This is a genomic window from Winogradskyella sp. Asnod2-B02-A, assembly GCF_045063645.1.
Taxonomy (GTDB): domain Bacteria; phylum Bacteroidota; class Bacteroidia; order Flavobacteriales; family Flavobacteriaceae; genus Winogradskyella.
In genome coordinates, this window is sequence record NZ_JBEFOG010000027.1 from 1,543,410 (window position 1) to 1,559,478 (window position 16,069).

Sequence of the window (16,069 nt, forward strand, 5' to 3'; positions counted from 1 at the left end):
GAAAAAATCTTTAGGTATTAATGACATTAAAACCCAATTCTAAATATGAAGTAAGGCAGGTGAGCCTTTATTGTAGTGTTTGTTTAAAACGGTATTGCCTTGAAAAACAGAGGCGACTATTGCAATTGTTTTTATTTTTTTTAGAATTTTTAAAAGCAGTTTTCTAATATTGAAATCTAAAGATTTAAAACTTTTTAAGACCAATTCTATATCTGAAGTGTCATCAATATCTGTTAGCGTTTCTAAATAAGAAACACTTTCGTTTTGCTTTAGTAATTCTTGATGTAAACAACGTCTTAATTTAGACGTCTGCCAAGGTAAATTTTGGATGTCAGTTTTACTAAAATGTGCTTTTTTGAAACCCATTAAATAGAATCCTCCATCAGTTGAAGGTCCTAAAACATAATCTAAATGTTCTAATTCTTCTTTGGCTTTTAAAATAAGATGAGCCGTAAGGTTGGGAATATCATTACCAAGTGTAATTACATTTTGAAATCCTTTATTAAAAACAGCTTCTATGGCATTGGTAAAACGTTCTCCAAATGAATGTCCTTTTTGCGCTTTCTCAGAAATATGAAAATAAGGTAAACCCGCTTTTTTTACTGTTTTTACAGTATCAGAATCAAGCAAATTAAAGAAGTCAGAAGAAGCAACTGATTTTGACGTCAATTGTTTTTCTGCAGAATTTGCAAAGATTAATATGGCGGTTTTGTTATTCATATGTCATTCCTGCGAAAGCAAGAGTCTTAATTTGTTTAAGTCTGAGATTCCTGATTTGGCAGGAATTTGCTTATGCTACAACCCCTTGGCAACTACTTCCTGCACCAGCAGTACAGCCATAACAATGTTGAGAAATAACGATGTTTCGTCCTTCTAATAATTCTTCGTTAAATTCTGAAATATGTCTCGATTTGCTATTTACGGGTAACTCTAGCATCTGATTAAAATCACAATCAAATAAATACCCATCCCAACTAATTGATAAGGTATTGGTACACATCACATTTTCTACAGCAGCCGGATTATAAGCTTCCACTAAAGAATACATATAATCTTCGTAATTTTCTGAAGCAATTAAATAATCTAAGAATCGTGCGATAGGTAAATTCGTAATCGCAAATAGATTATGAAATTCAATTCCGAAATCGTCCATCAAGGCCTTTTTAAAATCCTTTTCCATCGCAACTTGATCACCTGGTAAAAAGGCTCCAGACGGATTGTAAACTAAATCTAGTTTTAGATCACTTCCTGGCATTCCGTAACCCACGGCATTTAATTCTTGCAACGCTTTAATCGATTTATCAAAAACACCATCACCACGTTGTTTATCCGTTTTTCCACGTGTCCAGTGTGGCATAGAACTTACCACATGTACATTGTGTTTTTTAAAGAATTCTGGCAAGTCATAATATTTTTTGTTTGCTCTAATAATGGTAAGGTTAGAACGTACAATGAAATCTGTAATACCAACTTTAGCAGCTTCTTCTACAAACCATCTAAAATCAGGATTCATTTCTGGTGCTCCACCAGTTAAATCTAGCGTGTGCGCACCTGAGTTTTTTATGACTTCAAGACATTGTCTCATGGTATCTCTGGTCATTATTTCTTTACGGTCCGGACCTGCATCTACGTGGCAATGGTCGCAAACTTGATTACACATGTAGCCAACATTAATCTGTAGAATTTCTAGTTTTTTAGCTTTAATTGGAAATTGACTCGTTTCTGAAATCTTATCTTTAAAGGTTGGTAATTCACCACTTTTAAAGATACCATTAGAGAGTATTTCTATTTGTTTATTGCTTTGCGCTAAATCGTTTCCGAGTTTTTTTAGGGACTTTGTTGCCATTAATCGTTTCTCTTGTTTGTAATTCTTACGAAATTAATGCGGTTGAGGTTTTTATCTTAACCGTCTAATTTGTTGACTTTATTCATCATTTGTACACCATGTACTAAAGTGGCGCCGCTTTTTATGGCTGCACCAACATGTATGGCTTCCATCATTTGCTCTTTAGTAATGCCACGTTGTAATGTGTCTTTTGTATAGGCATCAATACAATATGGACATTGTTCTGTATGCGCTACAGCTAAAGCTATGAGTGATTTTTCACGAGCAGTTAAAGCGCCTTCTTCAAAAACTTTTCCGTAATAATCGAAGAATTTTGTTCCTAATTCTTCACTCCATTCCGTGATTTTTCCAAATTTGCGTAAATCCGCAGCGTCGTAATATGGTTTTGACATATAGTTGTATTTTGATTAAAAAAATCAATATACAATCTTATGTCGAAGTTAAATCCTAAAGATTACAGAAAATTTTAAAAGTTTGATTTATAATAAAAGGTTTGACTCTAGTTTTAAAAGAGAATACTATTTATATCAAAAAAACCTTACTTTTAAATTCTCTTTTTTATTAGAAATGCAAAACTGGATTGAATTACTTTCTGAATTTAAACAAAAGCAAATACCTGTTGCTTTAGTGACGGTTACAAAATGTTTAGGTTCTACACCATGTGTTGTTGGTTCTCGATTGATGGTAACAATTGATAAGAAAATACATGGAACCATAGGTGGTGGAAAATTAGAATTTAATGCTATAGACGAAGCAGTCGTTGCATTGAAAGAAAATAGAATTATTGAATCAACTTATACTTTAGGTCCAGAATTTGAACAATGTTGCGGAGGAAAAGTAGAATTTATAATAGAACCCATGAATCAATCGCCAGAGTTATTTTTATTTGGAGCAGGCCATATTGGAGTAGAAATTGCAAAGTTATTAATAGACACACCCTTTGAAGTGAACCTAATAGATTCACGTGATAATTGGTTGTCTAACCTGAATTTAGATAAATATATTAAGACGCATCAAATCTCTGAAACCGACTTTAAAACTTTTAAAGATGTTGTAAAATGGGGACCTAATTGTTATGTGTTGGTATTAACTCATAATCATGCCATCGACTTTGATATTATAGCCATGGCTTTACAAAACGAAGCTAAATTCATAGGTTTAATTGGGAGTAAAACAAAAAAAGTTCGTTTTAATAATATGCTGATCAATGAGCTGAATATTGAAGAAGGTATGAGTAATGTGGTTTGCCCAATTGGTTTGGATATTGGTGGCAATTCACCAAAAGAGATTGCTATTAGTGTCGTTGCGCAGTTGTTGCAAGTGCATTATAAAACTAATGCAGAAAAGAGCTAGCAGGTCTGTAATAATATTTGCTCAGTTGATTTCCTGCAAGGCTTTCGAAACCTTGTAGGTGTAAAAAGTCGATATATACCTACAAGGTTAGAATAAAACCTTGCAGGATTCTGTAAATAAAACATTCTAATTTCGCACCAAACCATCACATTAGTTACACTATGATGCGGCTCGCTTTCACGAATTAATTCACAGTTGAACTATTAAATCAATACATTCAAGAAATGACCATTTTAGTTTGTATCTATTTTGAATAACAGTATTTTTATAAATTGAATCTCTCAGACCTAAATGAATATTAGAACAGAACGAATTACAAAACGATTAGAGCAATTGTCCTTAATCAGCGATGACGATAAGTGTTTATCTCGCTTTTTTGGAACACCTGCACATAATGAAGCCAAGAACCTATTAATGTCTTGGATGGAAGCAGCAGGTTTGCAGGTGTTTTGTGATAGTTTAGGCAATGTAAGAGGTGTGTTAAAAAGCAACCAACAAAATGCAAAACACTTTGTAATAGGTTCGCATTACGACACGGTTTATAACGCTGGAAATTTTGATGGTCCTTTAGGGATTATACTCGGAATTGAACTTGCACAACGTTTAAAAGAAAACAACACAGAATTACCTTTTCATTTAAATATTGTTTGTTTTTCGGATGAAGAAGGTTCACGATTTAATACGGCTTATCTAGGAAGTAGTGTTTTGGCTGGTAATTTTGATACGGATTGGTTGCTAAGAACAGATGATTGCAACGTGACGTTATCTGAAGCCATAGAAACATATTACGGAAATGTAGAAGCCATTTCTAATGATAAAATTCCTGAAGGAGACTGGTTAGGTTATTATGAAATTCATATAGAACAAGGGCCTGTGCTTTGTAAAGAAAATTTACCAATTTGCTTAGTTAGTAATATTGCGAGCCAAATTAGAGTAGAAGTCACTTGGGAAGGTATAAGTGCACACGCTGGCACCTCACCAATGTATTTAAGAGATGACGCACTTTGTGCTGCTTCAGAATTTATTTTAGAAGTAGAAAAAACTGGGCAAAAGCATCAAGATAAATTGGTAGGCACTGTCGGGAAAATGAATATGTTGTCTAATACATCTAATGTCATTCCTGCTTTTGTGTGTCATAGTCTGGATATCAGAAGTGCGGATTCCGACTTTTTAATCGAAATACAAGACCAACTTCAACATAAAGCTATAGAGATTTCTAAAAAAAGAAATATCAAACTGAGTTGGAAAGTCATGCAAATGAATCCGGCTGTGATTTGCGATAGTCATTTAAAAGACGTGCTTAGAAAAAGTATTAAAAAAGTGGGCATTGATAAATCCATAGAAATCACAAGTGGAGCAGGTCATGATGCGGTTATGATATCCAAAGTAGCACCAGTTTCTATGTTATTTGTGCGTTGTACAGATGGAATTAGCCATAATCCAGAAGAATATGCGAGCCCAGAAGATATAGAAGTCGCTCTAAAAGTTTCAGATCAATTTTTAGACGAACTAATTAAAGAATTTAATTAAAATAGTTATGAGTAAAATAAAACTAACAGCCTTATCAAGGTCAGTTGTAGAATCTGATCATGCCGTGATAACAGGCGATGGATTTGTAAATAGTAAAGTTCCTGGTTGGGATAATTGCGAAGTTAATGTGGTAATTAACGAAGCTATGGGAGCCAATTTTTGTCAGCTTTTAATAACCATGGAGGCCTCAGGACAATTGAAAGGCAGCACTAAAGACTCACAAATTTTCTTTTATGTTTTAGAAGGTTCATGCGACGTAACGGTTGAAAATCAAAACGAAAATCTCAAAAAAGGATCTTATGTTTATGTACCAATAGGAAAAGATTATCTGTTTTCTAAGGCTGAAGAAGGCACGAAACTATTAACTTTTCATAAAGTTTATGAACCGTTGGAAGGCTTTCCTGTTCCGGAAATTATAATTAATTCCGATTCAAAAATTGAACAAAACATCTATTGTGATGATCCTAATTTGTTGATGCAAAATTTATTGCCAGAACAAGATAATTTGTCTTGGGATATGGCTGTTAATATTTTTACCTATAATCCTGGAGCCAATCTTCCATTTGTAGAAACTCATATTATGGAGCATGGCTTAATTTATTTAGAAGGTCAAGGGATTTACCGATTAGCAGATAAATGGTATCCTATTAAAAAAGGAGATAGCATTTGGATGGCACCCTATTGTCCACAATGGTTTGGTGCTTTAGGTACAGAACCTGCCGTCTATATTTATTATAAAAATGTGAACCGATTTCCAACAACAATATAAATAACTATGAACAGAATACACCAAGAACTCGATACTTTAGCACGCTTTTCATCAAGCGAATTTCCATCGGTGACCAGAGTTTTATATACGCAAGAAGATTTAGACGCGCGTGATTATTTTATAGGCTTGTGTGAAGAGATTGGCTTAAAAGTTAGAGTGGATGCCATAGGAAATACATATGCACGTTGGGAAGGCACAGCACCAGAATTAGCAGCTGTCGGAACTGGTTCTCATATCGATGCTATTCCATTATCTGGACAATATGATGGAACCGTTGGTGTTTTTGGTGGTTTGGAAGCCATTAGGTATTTAAAAAGTTTAGATTATAAACCAAAACGCTCTATAGAATTGGTGTTGTTTACGGCAGAAGAACCAACACGTTTTGCCATTGGTTGTTTGGGAAGCAGAATGATGTCTGGGCAGTTAACACCCGAACAAGCCCTAAAGCTTAAAGATAAAGAAGGTGGTTTTTTTAATGATATCAGAGAAGCAGCTGGATTTAATGGAGATTTAAATGATGTGAAACTGTTTGAAGATTACTACCACGCCTTTATAGAATTACATATTGAACAAGGGCCGCGTTTAGAAAAAGATAACTTAGATATTGGTATTGTAGATAAGATTGCAGCGCCAAGTACATTGATTGTGAAATTGATAGGCGAAGGTGGTCATGCCGGAGCTGTGTTAATGCCGATTAGAAAAGATGCTGGTGTCGCAGGAGCTGAAATTATGATGGCTGTTGAACGCATTGCAAAAGATTCTAAAAGTGAAGATACTGTGGCCACGACTGGAATTTTTGATATTCTTCCACGTGCAGTCAATAGTATTCCCAAAGAAGCGTATTTAGAAATAGATTTACGGGATACAAATATTGAAACCAGAGACAAAGCTCTAGCAGATTTAAAACATGAAATCGCCGAAATTTGCGAGAAGCGACATATTAAATATTCAATAGAATTACTGAACTGCGATCCACCTGCCACTTGTGATGAGAACTTAGTTCATACAGCGGAAAAAGCAGCCAAAGGTTTAGGGTATTCAACGAAAGTGATGACGAGTCATGCTTATCATGATTCTCTGTTTATGGCACAAATGTTTCCAACAACCATGATTTTTATTCCTAGTAAGGATGGAGTAAGTCATCGTCCAGATGAATACAGTTCACCTGAAGAAATAGATAAAGGAGTACAAACTTTAGCTTTAACTTTAAAGGAAGTTGCTAGTTAAAAAAACAATCCAAAATGTCAGTTTGAGCGCAATTAAAAATTTAGAATTCATTTTAATTGCGCTCATTATGACAAAATATGTTACTAAAGTATTTCTTTCAAAGCACCAATTAGCATATTTACATGGTTATGCGTACAACTTTCACCCATAATTCCAATACGCCAAATTTTACCTGCAAAATCACCTAGTCCACCACCAACTTCAATATTAAAGTCGTTTAATAATTTGGTTCTCAAAGCAGCTTCATCTGTTACGCTTTCTGGTAAATAAACAGAATTTAAGTTAGGTAAACGATGTGCTTTATCTACTAAATATTTAAAGCCAAGTGCCTCTAATTCTTGTTGTAAATAATCGTGCACCTCATAATGTCTTTTCCATCGGTTTTCTAAGCCTTCTTCCATGACTAAATTTAACGCTTCATGTAATGCAAAAACGGCAGAAACAGGAGCTGTATGATGATACGCTCTTTTAGCTCCAACCCAATAATTTTTAACGAGATTTAAGTCTAAAAACCAACTTTGAACTTTGGTCTTTCTATTTTCAAGAACTTCAACTGCTCTTGGAGAAAAACTTACAGGAGATAATCCAGGAGGCGCACTCAAGTTTTTTTGTGAGCCTGTGTAAATAGCATCAATTCCCCATTCATCAACTTTTAAGGGCACACCACAATAAGAGGTTACAGCATCAACGACTAAAAGTGAATCAACATCATGCACAAGTTTACTAATCTCTTCTAAAGGCTGTAGCGCTCCTGTAGAGGTTTCAGCATGCACTAAAGCTACCAATTTTGGTTTCGGGCAGTCTTTTAAAGCGTCTTTTATTTGTTGCTCAGAAGTGACTTTTCCCCAAGGAGTCATTACTTTGTGAACTGTAGCACCACAACGTTCTGCGATTTCTGCCATACGTCCACCAAACACACCATTGATGCAAATAATACATTCGTCACCTGGTTCTAACAAATTGGCTAAACAGGTTTCCATACCTGCACTTCCAGGAGCTGAAACTACAAATGTTAGATTGTTTTGCGTTAAAAAGGTTTTTTGAACCATATCCTTAACTTGATCCATCATGGTTACAAAATGTGGGTCTAAATGACCAATTAAAGGAGATGCCATAGCTTTTAGAACTCTAGGATGTGCATCGGATGGTCCAGGACCCATTAAATAACGCTTTGGTGGATTAAATGTATATGCCATAATATTGTATTTTTAAATTAATGTTTTTATTTAGTGTGATTAATTAACTTCCTTTATATGTTGAATAACCATAAGGGTTAATTAATAATGGTACGTGATAATGGTTTGTATCTGTCACTTCAAATTGAATTGAAACTTCAGGATAAAATCCTTTTTGATTACTGTTTTTAAAATAGTTTGCTGTGTCAAAGAGCATCGTGTAATGTCCAGGTGTTAAAAGTTGACCAGGAGGTAACACATCTGAAATCCGACCATCGTTATTCGTAATGCCAACACTCATTGGTTTCCATTGATTGTTACGTAAACCTTTTAGTGTTATCAGCATATGTTTTGCAGGAATTCCTAACGATGTATCTAAAGCATGCGTGGTTAAATGACTACTTAAATCTGCGTTTTCAGCAAGATTTTCAATGAGTTTTACTAATCGAATGACAGTAATTTTATGCTGCTCATTCATAGCAACATAAATTTCATCGGCTTCGTCATGATTCAACCTACAATTGATAATCGCTAACATTTCCTCAGCCGATTTTCCACTAGCGCTCACTATAAAAATATAACCGAATTTAACTTCGTATGCATCATTGGCTTTGGCTAAAGCTACAATAGTATCTATATTGGCTTCTGCAACTTTAGCTTGTTCGTTTCCTGCCCAATTTGCGGTATGAGCGAATTTGGCTTTTAAACTTTCTATATTTCCAATTTTCGGATGGCCAGTAAAGGCTTCTTTAAAATCGTCTAAAACACAATCGTTATACCATATTGATGCGGCTTTTGTGATCAATTCACTTTCCGTCGCAAAAGGTCTACTCGCAAGCATACCTTTCACCCAAGTTTTGGAAACACAGCATTGCTCTAATTTAGAAAATGCTTCCTCATTAGAAAGTGAATTAAGTTGGTTTATTGTTATCATATGCTTTATTTTGGTGCTCCTTGATTGATCCAACAATTAATCATATCGCGTTCTTCTTGGGTCATTCCTGTTTGATTATTATTAAAAGGCATGTTTTTACTTACTACGACGCGTTGAAAAATTTTATCTTTTAAATTATAAATCTGTTCAGCCGTATCATATTTCACGCCATTTGGTGCAACTTTCCATATCGCATCTGTTGGATTTGAAGAATGGCAAACTGTACATCTATTATTAATAATGGTTTGAACGTCTATAAACGAAACCATTTCTTGGCAGTTTTCATATTTTGGAGGTGTAGGTGCTGTCATAAATGCCATCCCAAATAAAAGTAATACAGAAATTGGCATTACCCAAATAGAAAGCTGTCCTTTTTCGCGTAAATTGAGATAGTGTTTTACTCCTGCTGTACCTAAAGTAATACCAATAAGAACAATCCATTGGTAGGTATTTCCAAACGTACTCGGAAAATGATTGCTAATCATCACAAACAACACAGGAAGTGTAAAATAATTATTAGTGTACGATCGTAATCCAGCTGCTTTTCCATCTGCAGGATCTGGAAGCAAGCCTTTCTTTGCAGCAGCGACCATCCGTTTTTGCCCAGGAATAATAATGAAAAATACATTGGCAGCCATTAAAGTTCCTAGAAAAGCACCAAAGTGAATATAAGCGGCTCTCCCACTAAAAACTTGAGCATAAAACCAAGCAAATAAAAATACCAAAACCGTTATTGCCATGGTAAAAACGACTTTATTATTGCTTAAACGTTTGCAAATTTGGTCATATAAAATCCAACCAATTATTAATGAAGCTACGCTAATGGCGATAGCTGTAGACGGTAAAATATCTAAAACTTCAGGATCTATTAAGTAAGAGCTTGCATTAAAATAATAGACTATTGAAAGCAGACAAAACCCAGAAAGCCAGGTAAAATAAGCTTCATATTTAAACCAATGTAGATGCTTCGGGATTTTTTTTGGTGCTAATTTGTATTTTTCTACATAGTAAAATCCACCACCATGAACGGCCCAAAGGTTCCCTGCTAATTCATCTCTTACATTTTCAGTTCTGTTTAAGGCATTCTCTAAAAATACAAAATAGAATGAAGCTCCTATCCAAGCAATTCCGAAAGTGATGTGAATTAAGCGAACCGTTAAATTTAGCCATTCAAAAAAATGACTTTCGTAAATAGTGCCTTTCAAAAAAAGATATAAAACACCAATACCACATATAGAAGCGATAACAATTAAAGCGTAAAACCAATTTTGAGATGTTTGTAAGTCTTCTGCTTTTTCATCCTTGCCTTTAGCTTTAAAATCGCTGATGAGATTCTGAATTTTGTAAGTCCCAGCAACTATAATTATAAAAATAGTAAGCCAAGTTAATAATATTAATATTTTAATCATATATCTTCTTAAGTAGTAATTGTCCTTGTTGAAGCGTCTTTAAATTTGAGTCTTCAACTACTTGAACACCATTCACAAATGTATGCATTACTTTTCCAGTCAGCTTTTCATTCATATATGGTGTTGCTTTATGCTTGTGTTGTATGGTGCCTTCTAAAATAGGAATTTCTAAAGTGTCATCCCAAACTGTAATATCAGCATCAAAGCCTGCGATTAAAGCCCCTTTTTTATCATTAATTCCTAAAAATTCTGCTGGTTGCTTTGTTAGCAATGAAATGAGTTTTTCTGTTGGTAATCCTCTCTTCTTACCTTCTGAAAATAATATAGGAAGTGTAAACTGCAATCCTGATATGCCTCCCCAAGCTTTAAAGAAATCTCCACTTTCTAATTGTTTACGTTCAGGTGGAGCAGGTGAGTGGTCTGAGGCTAAAAAGTTAAAACCATCGTCTAATAAAAAGTCCCAAAGTTGGTCATTATTAGCTTTTTCTCTAATGGGTGGAGCACATTTGAAAATGGGTGACTCATCCGGAATGGTTTCTGCATTAAAATATAAATAATGCGGACAGGTTTCTACAGTCAGTCTATTCGTTTCTTTTTTACGCAGTTTAATGCGCTCAATACCTTCTGAAGCCGAAAGATGAACAATATGCACTTTAATATCAAAGGCTTTTTGAAGCTCTAAAGCTAAATCAATAGCATTAGTTTCCCAATGTTGAGGTCTTGATTCTAAATACTCTTGATAACTTTTAGGATTTGTCACTTCAGGAACATCATCGTCAGTTAATTCACAATGAAGCAATAAAGGGATATCATATGGTTTTAGAATAGACGCAATAGCTTCCAAATCTAGTTCTGAAACATTAGGAAATTCATCAATTCCCGAATGGGATAGAAAACCTTTAATTCCAAAAACACCCGCTTTTATTAAGTCTTCAATATCGTTTTTATTTGTTGGAATAACACCACCATAAAATCCGCAATTCACATGAAGCTTACCTTTAGAAGCGTCTTGTTTTAATTTAAATGATTTGATGTTTGTAGTAACTGGACTTGCATTTAATGGCATTTCAATTAGCGTAGTCACACCTCCAATAGCTGCCGCTTTTGTAGCTGTATCAAAACCTTCCCAATCTTCGCGACCAGGTTCATTAATATGCACGTGCGCATCAATAATACCAGGCATTACGATAAGGTTCTGATAGTCTAAAAACGGAATGTTTTCAACTTGATGATATCCTGCGTTTATACGATGAATTTTCCCATGTTTTACATGAATTGTAGCTTCTTTAAATACATCATCTAAAAAGCATCGCTTACTATATATAAGACATTCTTCCATGGCTTTTTAACTGTATAAACTCATTAAGACTTTTTCTGGTGTCATTGGAGCGTGAAACTTTAAATCATAGTTGGGATTAAAAGCTTTAATGGCATTTTGAAGTGCAAAATAAGCGCCAATGCCATACATTAAAGGCGGTTCGCCAACGGCTTTAGATTTTAAAATGGCTAATTCATGTCCTTTGGTTTCCACAGGAATCACTTCCACGCTTTTTGGTACAGAAAATATATCTGGTATTTTGTAAGTGGAAAGCGCGTTCGAGAGTAATTTACCTTCATCATTATAAGCAATTTCTTCCATGGTCATCCAACCCATACCTTGAATTAATGCACCTTCAACCTGACCTAAATCTATACCTTCACTCATGCTTTTGCCATAATCATGAACGATTTTTACAGAGTCAAATTCGTACGTGCCACGCGTACAATCTATTGTAGTTGTTGTGATGGCTGTTCCGTAAACATGATAGGCAAAAGGATGTCCTTTTTCTTTAGTTTTATCAAAGTGAATTTCTGGTGTGGCGTAATGTGCATTTTCAGTTAAAGCCACACGTTTTAGCATGGCACTACTAATGAGATCTGTCCAAGATAATTCTGTTTTATTATCATTTACAAAAACATATTCCTCTTTTAAAATGATGTTGTTTTCTGAAACATTTAAGTCTTCTGCTGCGACAATTTTTAAGCGTTCTAATAATGAATTACAAGCCATTAAAGTTGCTTTTCCATTTAAATCAGCTGTAGAACTCGCAGCAGAAGGTGAGGTGTTGGCAACTCTTGTGGTGTTGGTAGTTTCAATCTTAATATGTTCTATAGAAACCGAGAAAACATCAGCTGCAATTTGCATCATTTTTGTGTTTACTCCTTGTCCCATTTCTACAGCAGCAGTACTAATGCCAATACTTCCATCTAAATAAATATGAACCAAAGCACGTGCGTGATTCATAGGTGTATTAGTAAACGAAATACCAAAAGTAATGGGCATAAACGATACCCCTTTTTTAAACGCTGTATTGTTTTTGTTGAAGTCTGAAACCTCTCGTTCTAAAGCGTCACTATTAAATATGTTTTTAGCAGAATGCCATGTGTTTTTAGCTTCTACTTTTTTTGCTATTTGTCCATAGGAAAACGTGTCATTTTCATCTAACAAATTGGCTTCTTGAATTTGTCTGGCAGAAACTCCAATCTCAGAAGCAGCTTTTGCAATCGCAGACTCAATAACAAACATACCTTGTGGTCCACCAAAACCTCTAAAGGCTGTATTTGGTGGTAAGTTGGTTTTACAACTCAATACTTTGGTTGTTACATTTGGTACATAATAACTGTTGGTGGCATGAAATAAGGTACGCTCTGCAATGGCTGGCGATAAATCTGCTGCTGCTCCAGAATTTTGTAAAAATTCGGTTTGGTAGGCTAGGATTTTTAAGTCCTTAGATAAACCAATTTTATAAGTGCTTTCGTAAGGATGGCGTTTACCTGTCATGCGTAAGTCATCATGACGATTCAGTATCAATTTTACCGATTGGTTTAAATGATACGTCGCCAAAGCAGCCATCACAGCCCAAGGAGTTGCTTGGTCTTCTTTTCCGCCAAACCCACCACCAAGTCGTGTGACATCAACTTCGATTTTGTGCATTGCAATACCTAAAACTTGTGCAATTGTTTTCTGTACAGAAGTTGGTCCTTGTGTGGATGAGGTGATTTTTATATTGCCATTTTCTAAAGGTTCTGCGTAAGCACCTTGTGCTTCAATGTATAAATGTTCTTGTCCGTTGGAAAAGGTTTCGCCTTCAAAAACGTACTCACAATCTTGGAATGCTTTTTCTGTATCGCCTAAACTAAATGAACGTGGTGCATTAATAAAACTACCTTTTGCTTTCGCTTCTTTTGCTCTGGTTATTACTGGCAGTTCTTCAATGTCTATTTCGATTAAATCTCGAGCTTTTCTGGCAATAAATTCTGATTCTGCAACAATTAGCGCAATTGGCATGCCCCAAAAATGGACCTCGTGTTCTGCAAATAAAGGTTCGTCTGGAATAATGCCGCCAATTTCGTTTTTACCAGGAACATCTTTGTATGTGAAGATGCGTTCCACACCTTCTAATGCTTCGGCTTTAGAATAATTGATGCTGTTTATTTTTCCATGTGCTTTTGGTGAGTCAAAAACCACCGCATGAAAGGTACCTTGTCTAATATTAACATCATCAACATATAGAGATTCACCTCTAACATGTGTGTGAGAATCTAAGTTTTTAATGCTCTGTTTTAATGATTTTGAAACCGCATCTAACTTGGTGTCTAAGACTTTATTTTCTTTGTTCTTATGCATGTTGAATAAAATCGTTTAAGGTGAAATGCTTTGGAAATAACTCTGTAAAATGCGCAAAAAATAATTGTCTTGCCAGCAAACGTTTGTAATCTGTTGTGCCTCTAACATCGCTTATTGGACTGATTTCTTTTTGAAGAGTCTCGTAAGCGTTTAATATCGTTTCTGTAGTCAGTGGTTTCTCTGATAAAAAAGCTGAGGTCTCATGTAAATACTTAGGAATAGCAGCAACACCACCAATTGAAACGTGAGCTTCTGAAATGATATTATTTTCAACAGACAACTGAATTGCAGAATTTACACTTGCAATATCTAAATGGGTGCGTTTACACACTTTTTCAAAATTAAAAAATGACTGTTCTGTTGGTAATTTAAAGTTGATGTCTTTTAGAAGTTCACCTTCTTTTAAATCGTAAGTTTTATACCCTTGATAGAAATTTTTAAGTAAAATAGGTCGTTCTTTTTGATTTTCGTTTGTAATTGTGATTTCACTATTCAACGCTAAAAAGAAAATGGTCATATCACCAATTGGTGAGGCATTCACTAAGTTTCCGCCTAAGGAAGCCATGTTTCTAATTTGCTCAGAAGATACTAGTTTTAAATACTTTTTTAAGTGTGGTAAGCTGTTATTTAATTCTATATGATTCCATAAATCTGAAACTGTTGAGTTGGTTCCAATGGTACAAATTCCGTTTTCAATGGTAATGCCTTTTAGATAATCTTTTTCAGCAATTAGATGCACGTCATTATCTGCTAAGTGATCTGCTTTTTGGACGTATAAATCGGTACCTCCAGAAACATATTTTCCTTTGGGTTGATTTAGATATTTTCCTTCGATGTCTTTTAAGCGTTGCGGAATGCTTTCAAAATACTCTGGAATAAAGTCGTTTTTAATTAACCAACTTAATTCATTTTGAACTTTGTTTTCTAGTTTTTCAACCACTTGATGTACTGCTTTTTCAATCGCTTTATAACCTGTGCATCTACAAATGTTTCCGCTTATAGCGTCAATTGCGTTGCTATAATTGTTTTCAGAATTCGATAATGCAAAACCTGTTAAAGCCACTACAAAACCTGGTGTGCAAAATCCGCATTGCGTCGCGTAATTTGCTTTCATGGCTTCTTGAGCTTTGGTTAGTTTGCCTTTTAGATTTGTACCTTCAACCGTTACAATATGTTTGCCATGCGCATTACCTAATGGTGAAATGCACGAGGTGATACTTTGGTATTCCATAATATCGTTGGTTAATGTGCCAACTAAAAGTGTGCAAGCTCCACAGTCACCTTCGCGACAACCAATTTTGGTTCCTGTAAGGCGTTGCTCGTAACGTACAAAATCCAGTAAAGTTGTGCCTGAATGTTCTGACGTTATAATGGTTTTGTTATTTAGGATGAAGGTGATCATGTTAATTATTTCAATGATAAATGAATTAAAAATGAAATGATAGCATCACTTCGAGTGAAATTCCCTTTTCGGAATTTAGTATAGAGAAGCTATGAAATACTTAAAGTTCTCGATACATTTCGATCTAAAAGTCGAAATACTCGAACTGACGAGTTGTGTTATCTAATACTCAGTTTTATCAACTTTCTTAGTCCATTCCTGAAAAGGCTCTAAAGCCACTTCTCTAGCTAATTGTTCAAAAGGAATACTTCGTTCTGAATATGGTAATGGAATTTCTTTGTAAATAAATTCGTCATCAAAACCAATATTCGCAGCATCTACTTGGTTGCTTCCGTAATACACTTTGTCTGGTCGTGCCCAATAAATAGCACCTAGACACATAGGGCAAGGTTCGCAAGACGTATAAATTTCGCAACCGTCTAATTGAAAAGAATCTAAGTTTTTGCAAGCATCTCTAATGGCTGTAACTTCTGCATGGGCTGTTGGGTCGTTAGTAGAGGTTACCTTGTTATTGCCGCGTCCTACAATTTTTCCATCTTTAACAACGACGCAACCAAATGGTCCACCTTCATTGTTATTCATTCCTTTAAGGGCAGCGTTAACCGCTTCTTTCATGAATTGTTCTTTATCTGTCATCTAAATGTGAATCTGTGTTTTTAAAATATGTGAATCAATAAATATATAATAATTTTAGGAATTAGATGCGAGTCTATTAAGCTTTTAGCTGAAAGCTTGAGATATATGACGAAAAAATGAA

14 protein-coding genes are annotated in these 16,069 nt (G+C 35.0%); 4 read left to right on the top strand and 10 right to left on the bottom strand.

Annotation, left to right across the window (positions count from 1 at the left end; translation table 11 throughout):
• Nucleotides 1-39 precede the first annotated feature (39 nt).
• From ACJJVO_RS14740 to ACJJVO_RS14750, 3 genes are all read right to left on the bottom strand, one after another.
• Entirely contained in the window at nucleotides 40-720 is a 681-nt protein-coding gene (locus ACJJVO_RS14740) for a DUF2064 domain-containing protein (RefSeq protein WP_405575461.1), read from the bottom strand.
• Between the two features lie 70 nt (nucleotides 721-790).
• A complete protein-coding gene (arsS, locus tag ACJJVO_RS14745) occupies nucleotides 791-1,846 on the bottom strand; it encodes an arsenosugar biosynthesis radical SAM (seleno)protein ArsS (RefSeq protein ID WP_405575463.1) in 1,056 nt (351 codons plus the stop codon).
• A gap of 56 nt (nucleotides 1,847-1,902) precedes the next feature.
• Nucleotides 1,903-2,238, bottom strand: coding sequence for an arsenosugar biosynthesis-associated peroxidase-like protein (locus ACJJVO_RS14750; RefSeq protein WP_020895861.1), 336 nt, complete (start codon nucleotides 2,236-2,238; stop codon nucleotides 1,903-1,905).
• 175 nt (nucleotides 2,239-2,413) lie between these two features.
• On the opposite strand from ACJJVO_RS14750, the gene xdhC reads away from it, so the two are divergent.
• From xdhC to ACJJVO_RS14770, 4 genes are all read left to right on the top strand, one after another.
• Nucleotides 2,414-3,199 carry a xanthine dehydrogenase accessory protein XdhC gene (xdhC, locus tag ACJJVO_RS14755; RefSeq protein ID WP_405575466.1) on the top strand — a complete coding sequence of 262 codons (786 nt, stop codon included), beginning with the start codon at nucleotides 2,414-2,416 and terminating at the stop codon, nucleotides 3,197-3,199.
• 291 nt (nucleotides 3,200-3,490) lie between these two features.
• Entirely contained in the window at nucleotides 3,491-4,729 is a 1,239-nt protein-coding gene (locus ACJJVO_RS14760; protein ID WP_405575468.1) for a M20 family metallo-hydrolase, read from the top strand.
• A gap of 7 nt (nucleotides 4,730-4,736) precedes the next feature.
• Complete coding sequence (gene allE, locus ACJJVO_RS14765) at nucleotides 4,737-5,498, top strand: (S)-ureidoglycine aminohydrolase (RefSeq protein WP_405575470.1); 762 nt, start codon at nucleotides 4,737-4,739, stop codon at nucleotides 5,496-5,498.
• A 6-nt stretch (nucleotides 5,499-5,504) separates the two neighbouring features.
• Nucleotides 5,505-6,725 carry a M20 family metallo-hydrolase gene (locus ACJJVO_RS14770; protein ID WP_405575472.1) on the top strand — a complete coding sequence of 407 codons (1,221 nt, stop codon included), beginning with the start codon at nucleotides 5,505-5,507 and terminating at the stop codon, nucleotides 6,723-6,725.
• A gap of 83 nt (nucleotides 6,726-6,808) precedes the next feature.
• Here ACJJVO_RS14770 and ACJJVO_RS14775 read toward each other — a convergent pair whose 3' ends face one another.
• The 7 genes from ACJJVO_RS14775 to ACJJVO_RS14805 form a co-directional block, all read right to left on the bottom strand.
• The gene (locus tag ACJJVO_RS14775) at nucleotides 6,809-7,921 is read right to left on the bottom strand and encodes a pyridoxal-phosphate-dependent aminotransferase family protein (protein ID WP_405575474.1); all 1,113 of its coding nucleotides are present in this window, start codon (nucleotides 7,919-7,921) and stop codon (nucleotides 6,809-6,811) included.
• A gap of 43 nt (nucleotides 7,922-7,964) precedes the next feature.
• Nucleotides 7,965-8,834 (bottom strand): 2-oxo-4-hydroxy-4-carboxy-5-ureidoimidazoline decarboxylase, encoded by an 870-nt coding sequence (gene uraD, locus ACJJVO_RS14780; protein WP_405575476.1) that lies wholly within the window; start codon nucleotides 8,832-8,834, stop codon nucleotides 7,965-7,967.
• Nucleotides 8,835-8,839: 5 nt separating this feature from the next.
• Nucleotides 8,840-10,243 (bottom strand): urate hydroxylase PuuD, encoded by a 1,404-nt coding sequence (locus tag ACJJVO_RS14785; protein ID WP_405575478.1) that lies wholly within the window; start codon nucleotides 10,241-10,243, stop codon nucleotides 8,840-8,842.
• Nucleotides 10,236-11,582 (bottom strand): allantoinase AllB, encoded by a 1,347-nt coding sequence (allB, locus tag ACJJVO_RS14790; protein ID WP_405575480.1) that lies wholly within the window; start codon nucleotides 11,580-11,582, stop codon nucleotides 10,236-10,238. Before allB ends, ACJJVO_RS14785 begins: the two co-directional genes overlap by 8 nt.
• A gap of 6 nt (nucleotides 11,583-11,588) precedes the next feature.
• Nucleotides 11,589-13,910 carry a xanthine dehydrogenase molybdopterin binding subunit gene (locus tag ACJJVO_RS14795; RefSeq protein ID WP_405575482.1) on the bottom strand — a complete coding sequence of 774 codons (2,322 nt, stop codon included), beginning with the start codon at nucleotides 13,908-13,910 and terminating at the stop codon, nucleotides 11,589-11,591.
• Nucleotides 13,903-15,312, bottom strand: coding sequence for an FAD binding domain-containing protein (locus tag ACJJVO_RS14800; protein WP_405575484.1), 1,410 nt, complete (start codon nucleotides 15,310-15,312; stop codon nucleotides 13,903-13,905). The genes ACJJVO_RS14795 and ACJJVO_RS14800 overlap by 8 nt, the downstream gene beginning before the upstream one ends.
• A gap of 162 nt (nucleotides 15,313-15,474) precedes the next feature.
• A complete protein-coding gene (locus ACJJVO_RS14805) occupies nucleotides 15,475-15,948 on the bottom strand; it encodes a nucleoside deaminase (protein WP_405575486.1) in 474 nt (157 codons plus the stop codon).
• Between the last annotated feature and the right edge of the window lie 121 nt (nucleotides 15,949-16,069).

What these genes read in the sequence shown, in the direction of transcription:
- ACJJVO_RS14740 (WP_405575461.1), bottom strand. Translation starts at nt 720, where the DNA reads ATGAATAACAAAACCGCCATATTAATCTTTGCAAATTCTGCAGAAAAA.
- arsS (WP_405575463.1), bottom strand. Translation starts at nt 1,846, where the DNA reads ATGGCAACAAAGTCCCTAAAAAAACTCGGAAACGATTTAGCGCAAAGC.
- ACJJVO_RS14750 (WP_020895861.1), bottom strand. Translation starts at nt 2,238, where the DNA reads ATGTCAAAACCATATTACGACGCTGCGGATTTACGCAAATTTGGAAAA.
- xdhC (WP_405575466.1), top strand. Translation starts at nt 2,414, where the DNA reads ATGCAAAACTGGATTGAATTACTTTCTGAATTTAAACAAAAGCAAATA.
- ACJJVO_RS14760 (WP_405575468.1), top strand. Translation starts at nt 3,491, where the DNA reads ATGAATATTAGAACAGAACGAATTACAAAACGATTAGAGCAATTGTCC.
- allE (WP_405575470.1), top strand. Translation starts at nt 4,737, where the DNA reads ATGAGTAAAATAAAACTAACAGCCTTATCAAGGTCAGTTGTAGAATCT.
- ACJJVO_RS14770 (WP_405575472.1), top strand. Translation starts at nt 5,505, where the DNA reads ATGAACAGAATACACCAAGAACTCGATACTTTAGCACGCTTTTCATCA.
- ACJJVO_RS14775 (WP_405575474.1), bottom strand. Translation starts at nt 7,921, where the DNA reads ATGGCATATACATTTAATCCACCAAAGCGTTATTTAATGGGTCCTGGA.
- uraD (WP_405575476.1), bottom strand. Translation starts at nt 8,834, where the DNA reads ATGATAACAATAAACCAACTTAATTCACTTTCTAATGAGGAAGCATTT.
- ACJJVO_RS14785 (WP_405575478.1), bottom strand. Translation starts at nt 10,243, where the DNA reads ATGATTAAAATATTAATATTATTAACTTGGCTTACTATTTTTATAATT.
- allB (WP_405575480.1), bottom strand. Translation starts at nt 11,582, where the DNA reads ATGGAAGAATGTCTTATATATAGTAAGCGATGCTTTTTAGATGATGTA.
- ACJJVO_RS14795 (WP_405575482.1), bottom strand. Translation starts at nt 13,910, where the DNA reads ATGCATAAGAACAAAGAAAATAAAGTCTTAGACACCAAGTTAGATGCG.
- ACJJVO_RS14800 (WP_405575484.1), bottom strand. Translation starts at nt 15,312, where the DNA reads ATGATCACCTTCATCCTAAATAACAAAACCATTATAACGTCAGAACAT.
- ACJJVO_RS14805 (WP_405575486.1), bottom strand. Translation starts at nt 15,948, where the DNA reads ATGACAGATAAAGAACAATTCATGAAAGAAGCGGTTAACGCTGCCCTT.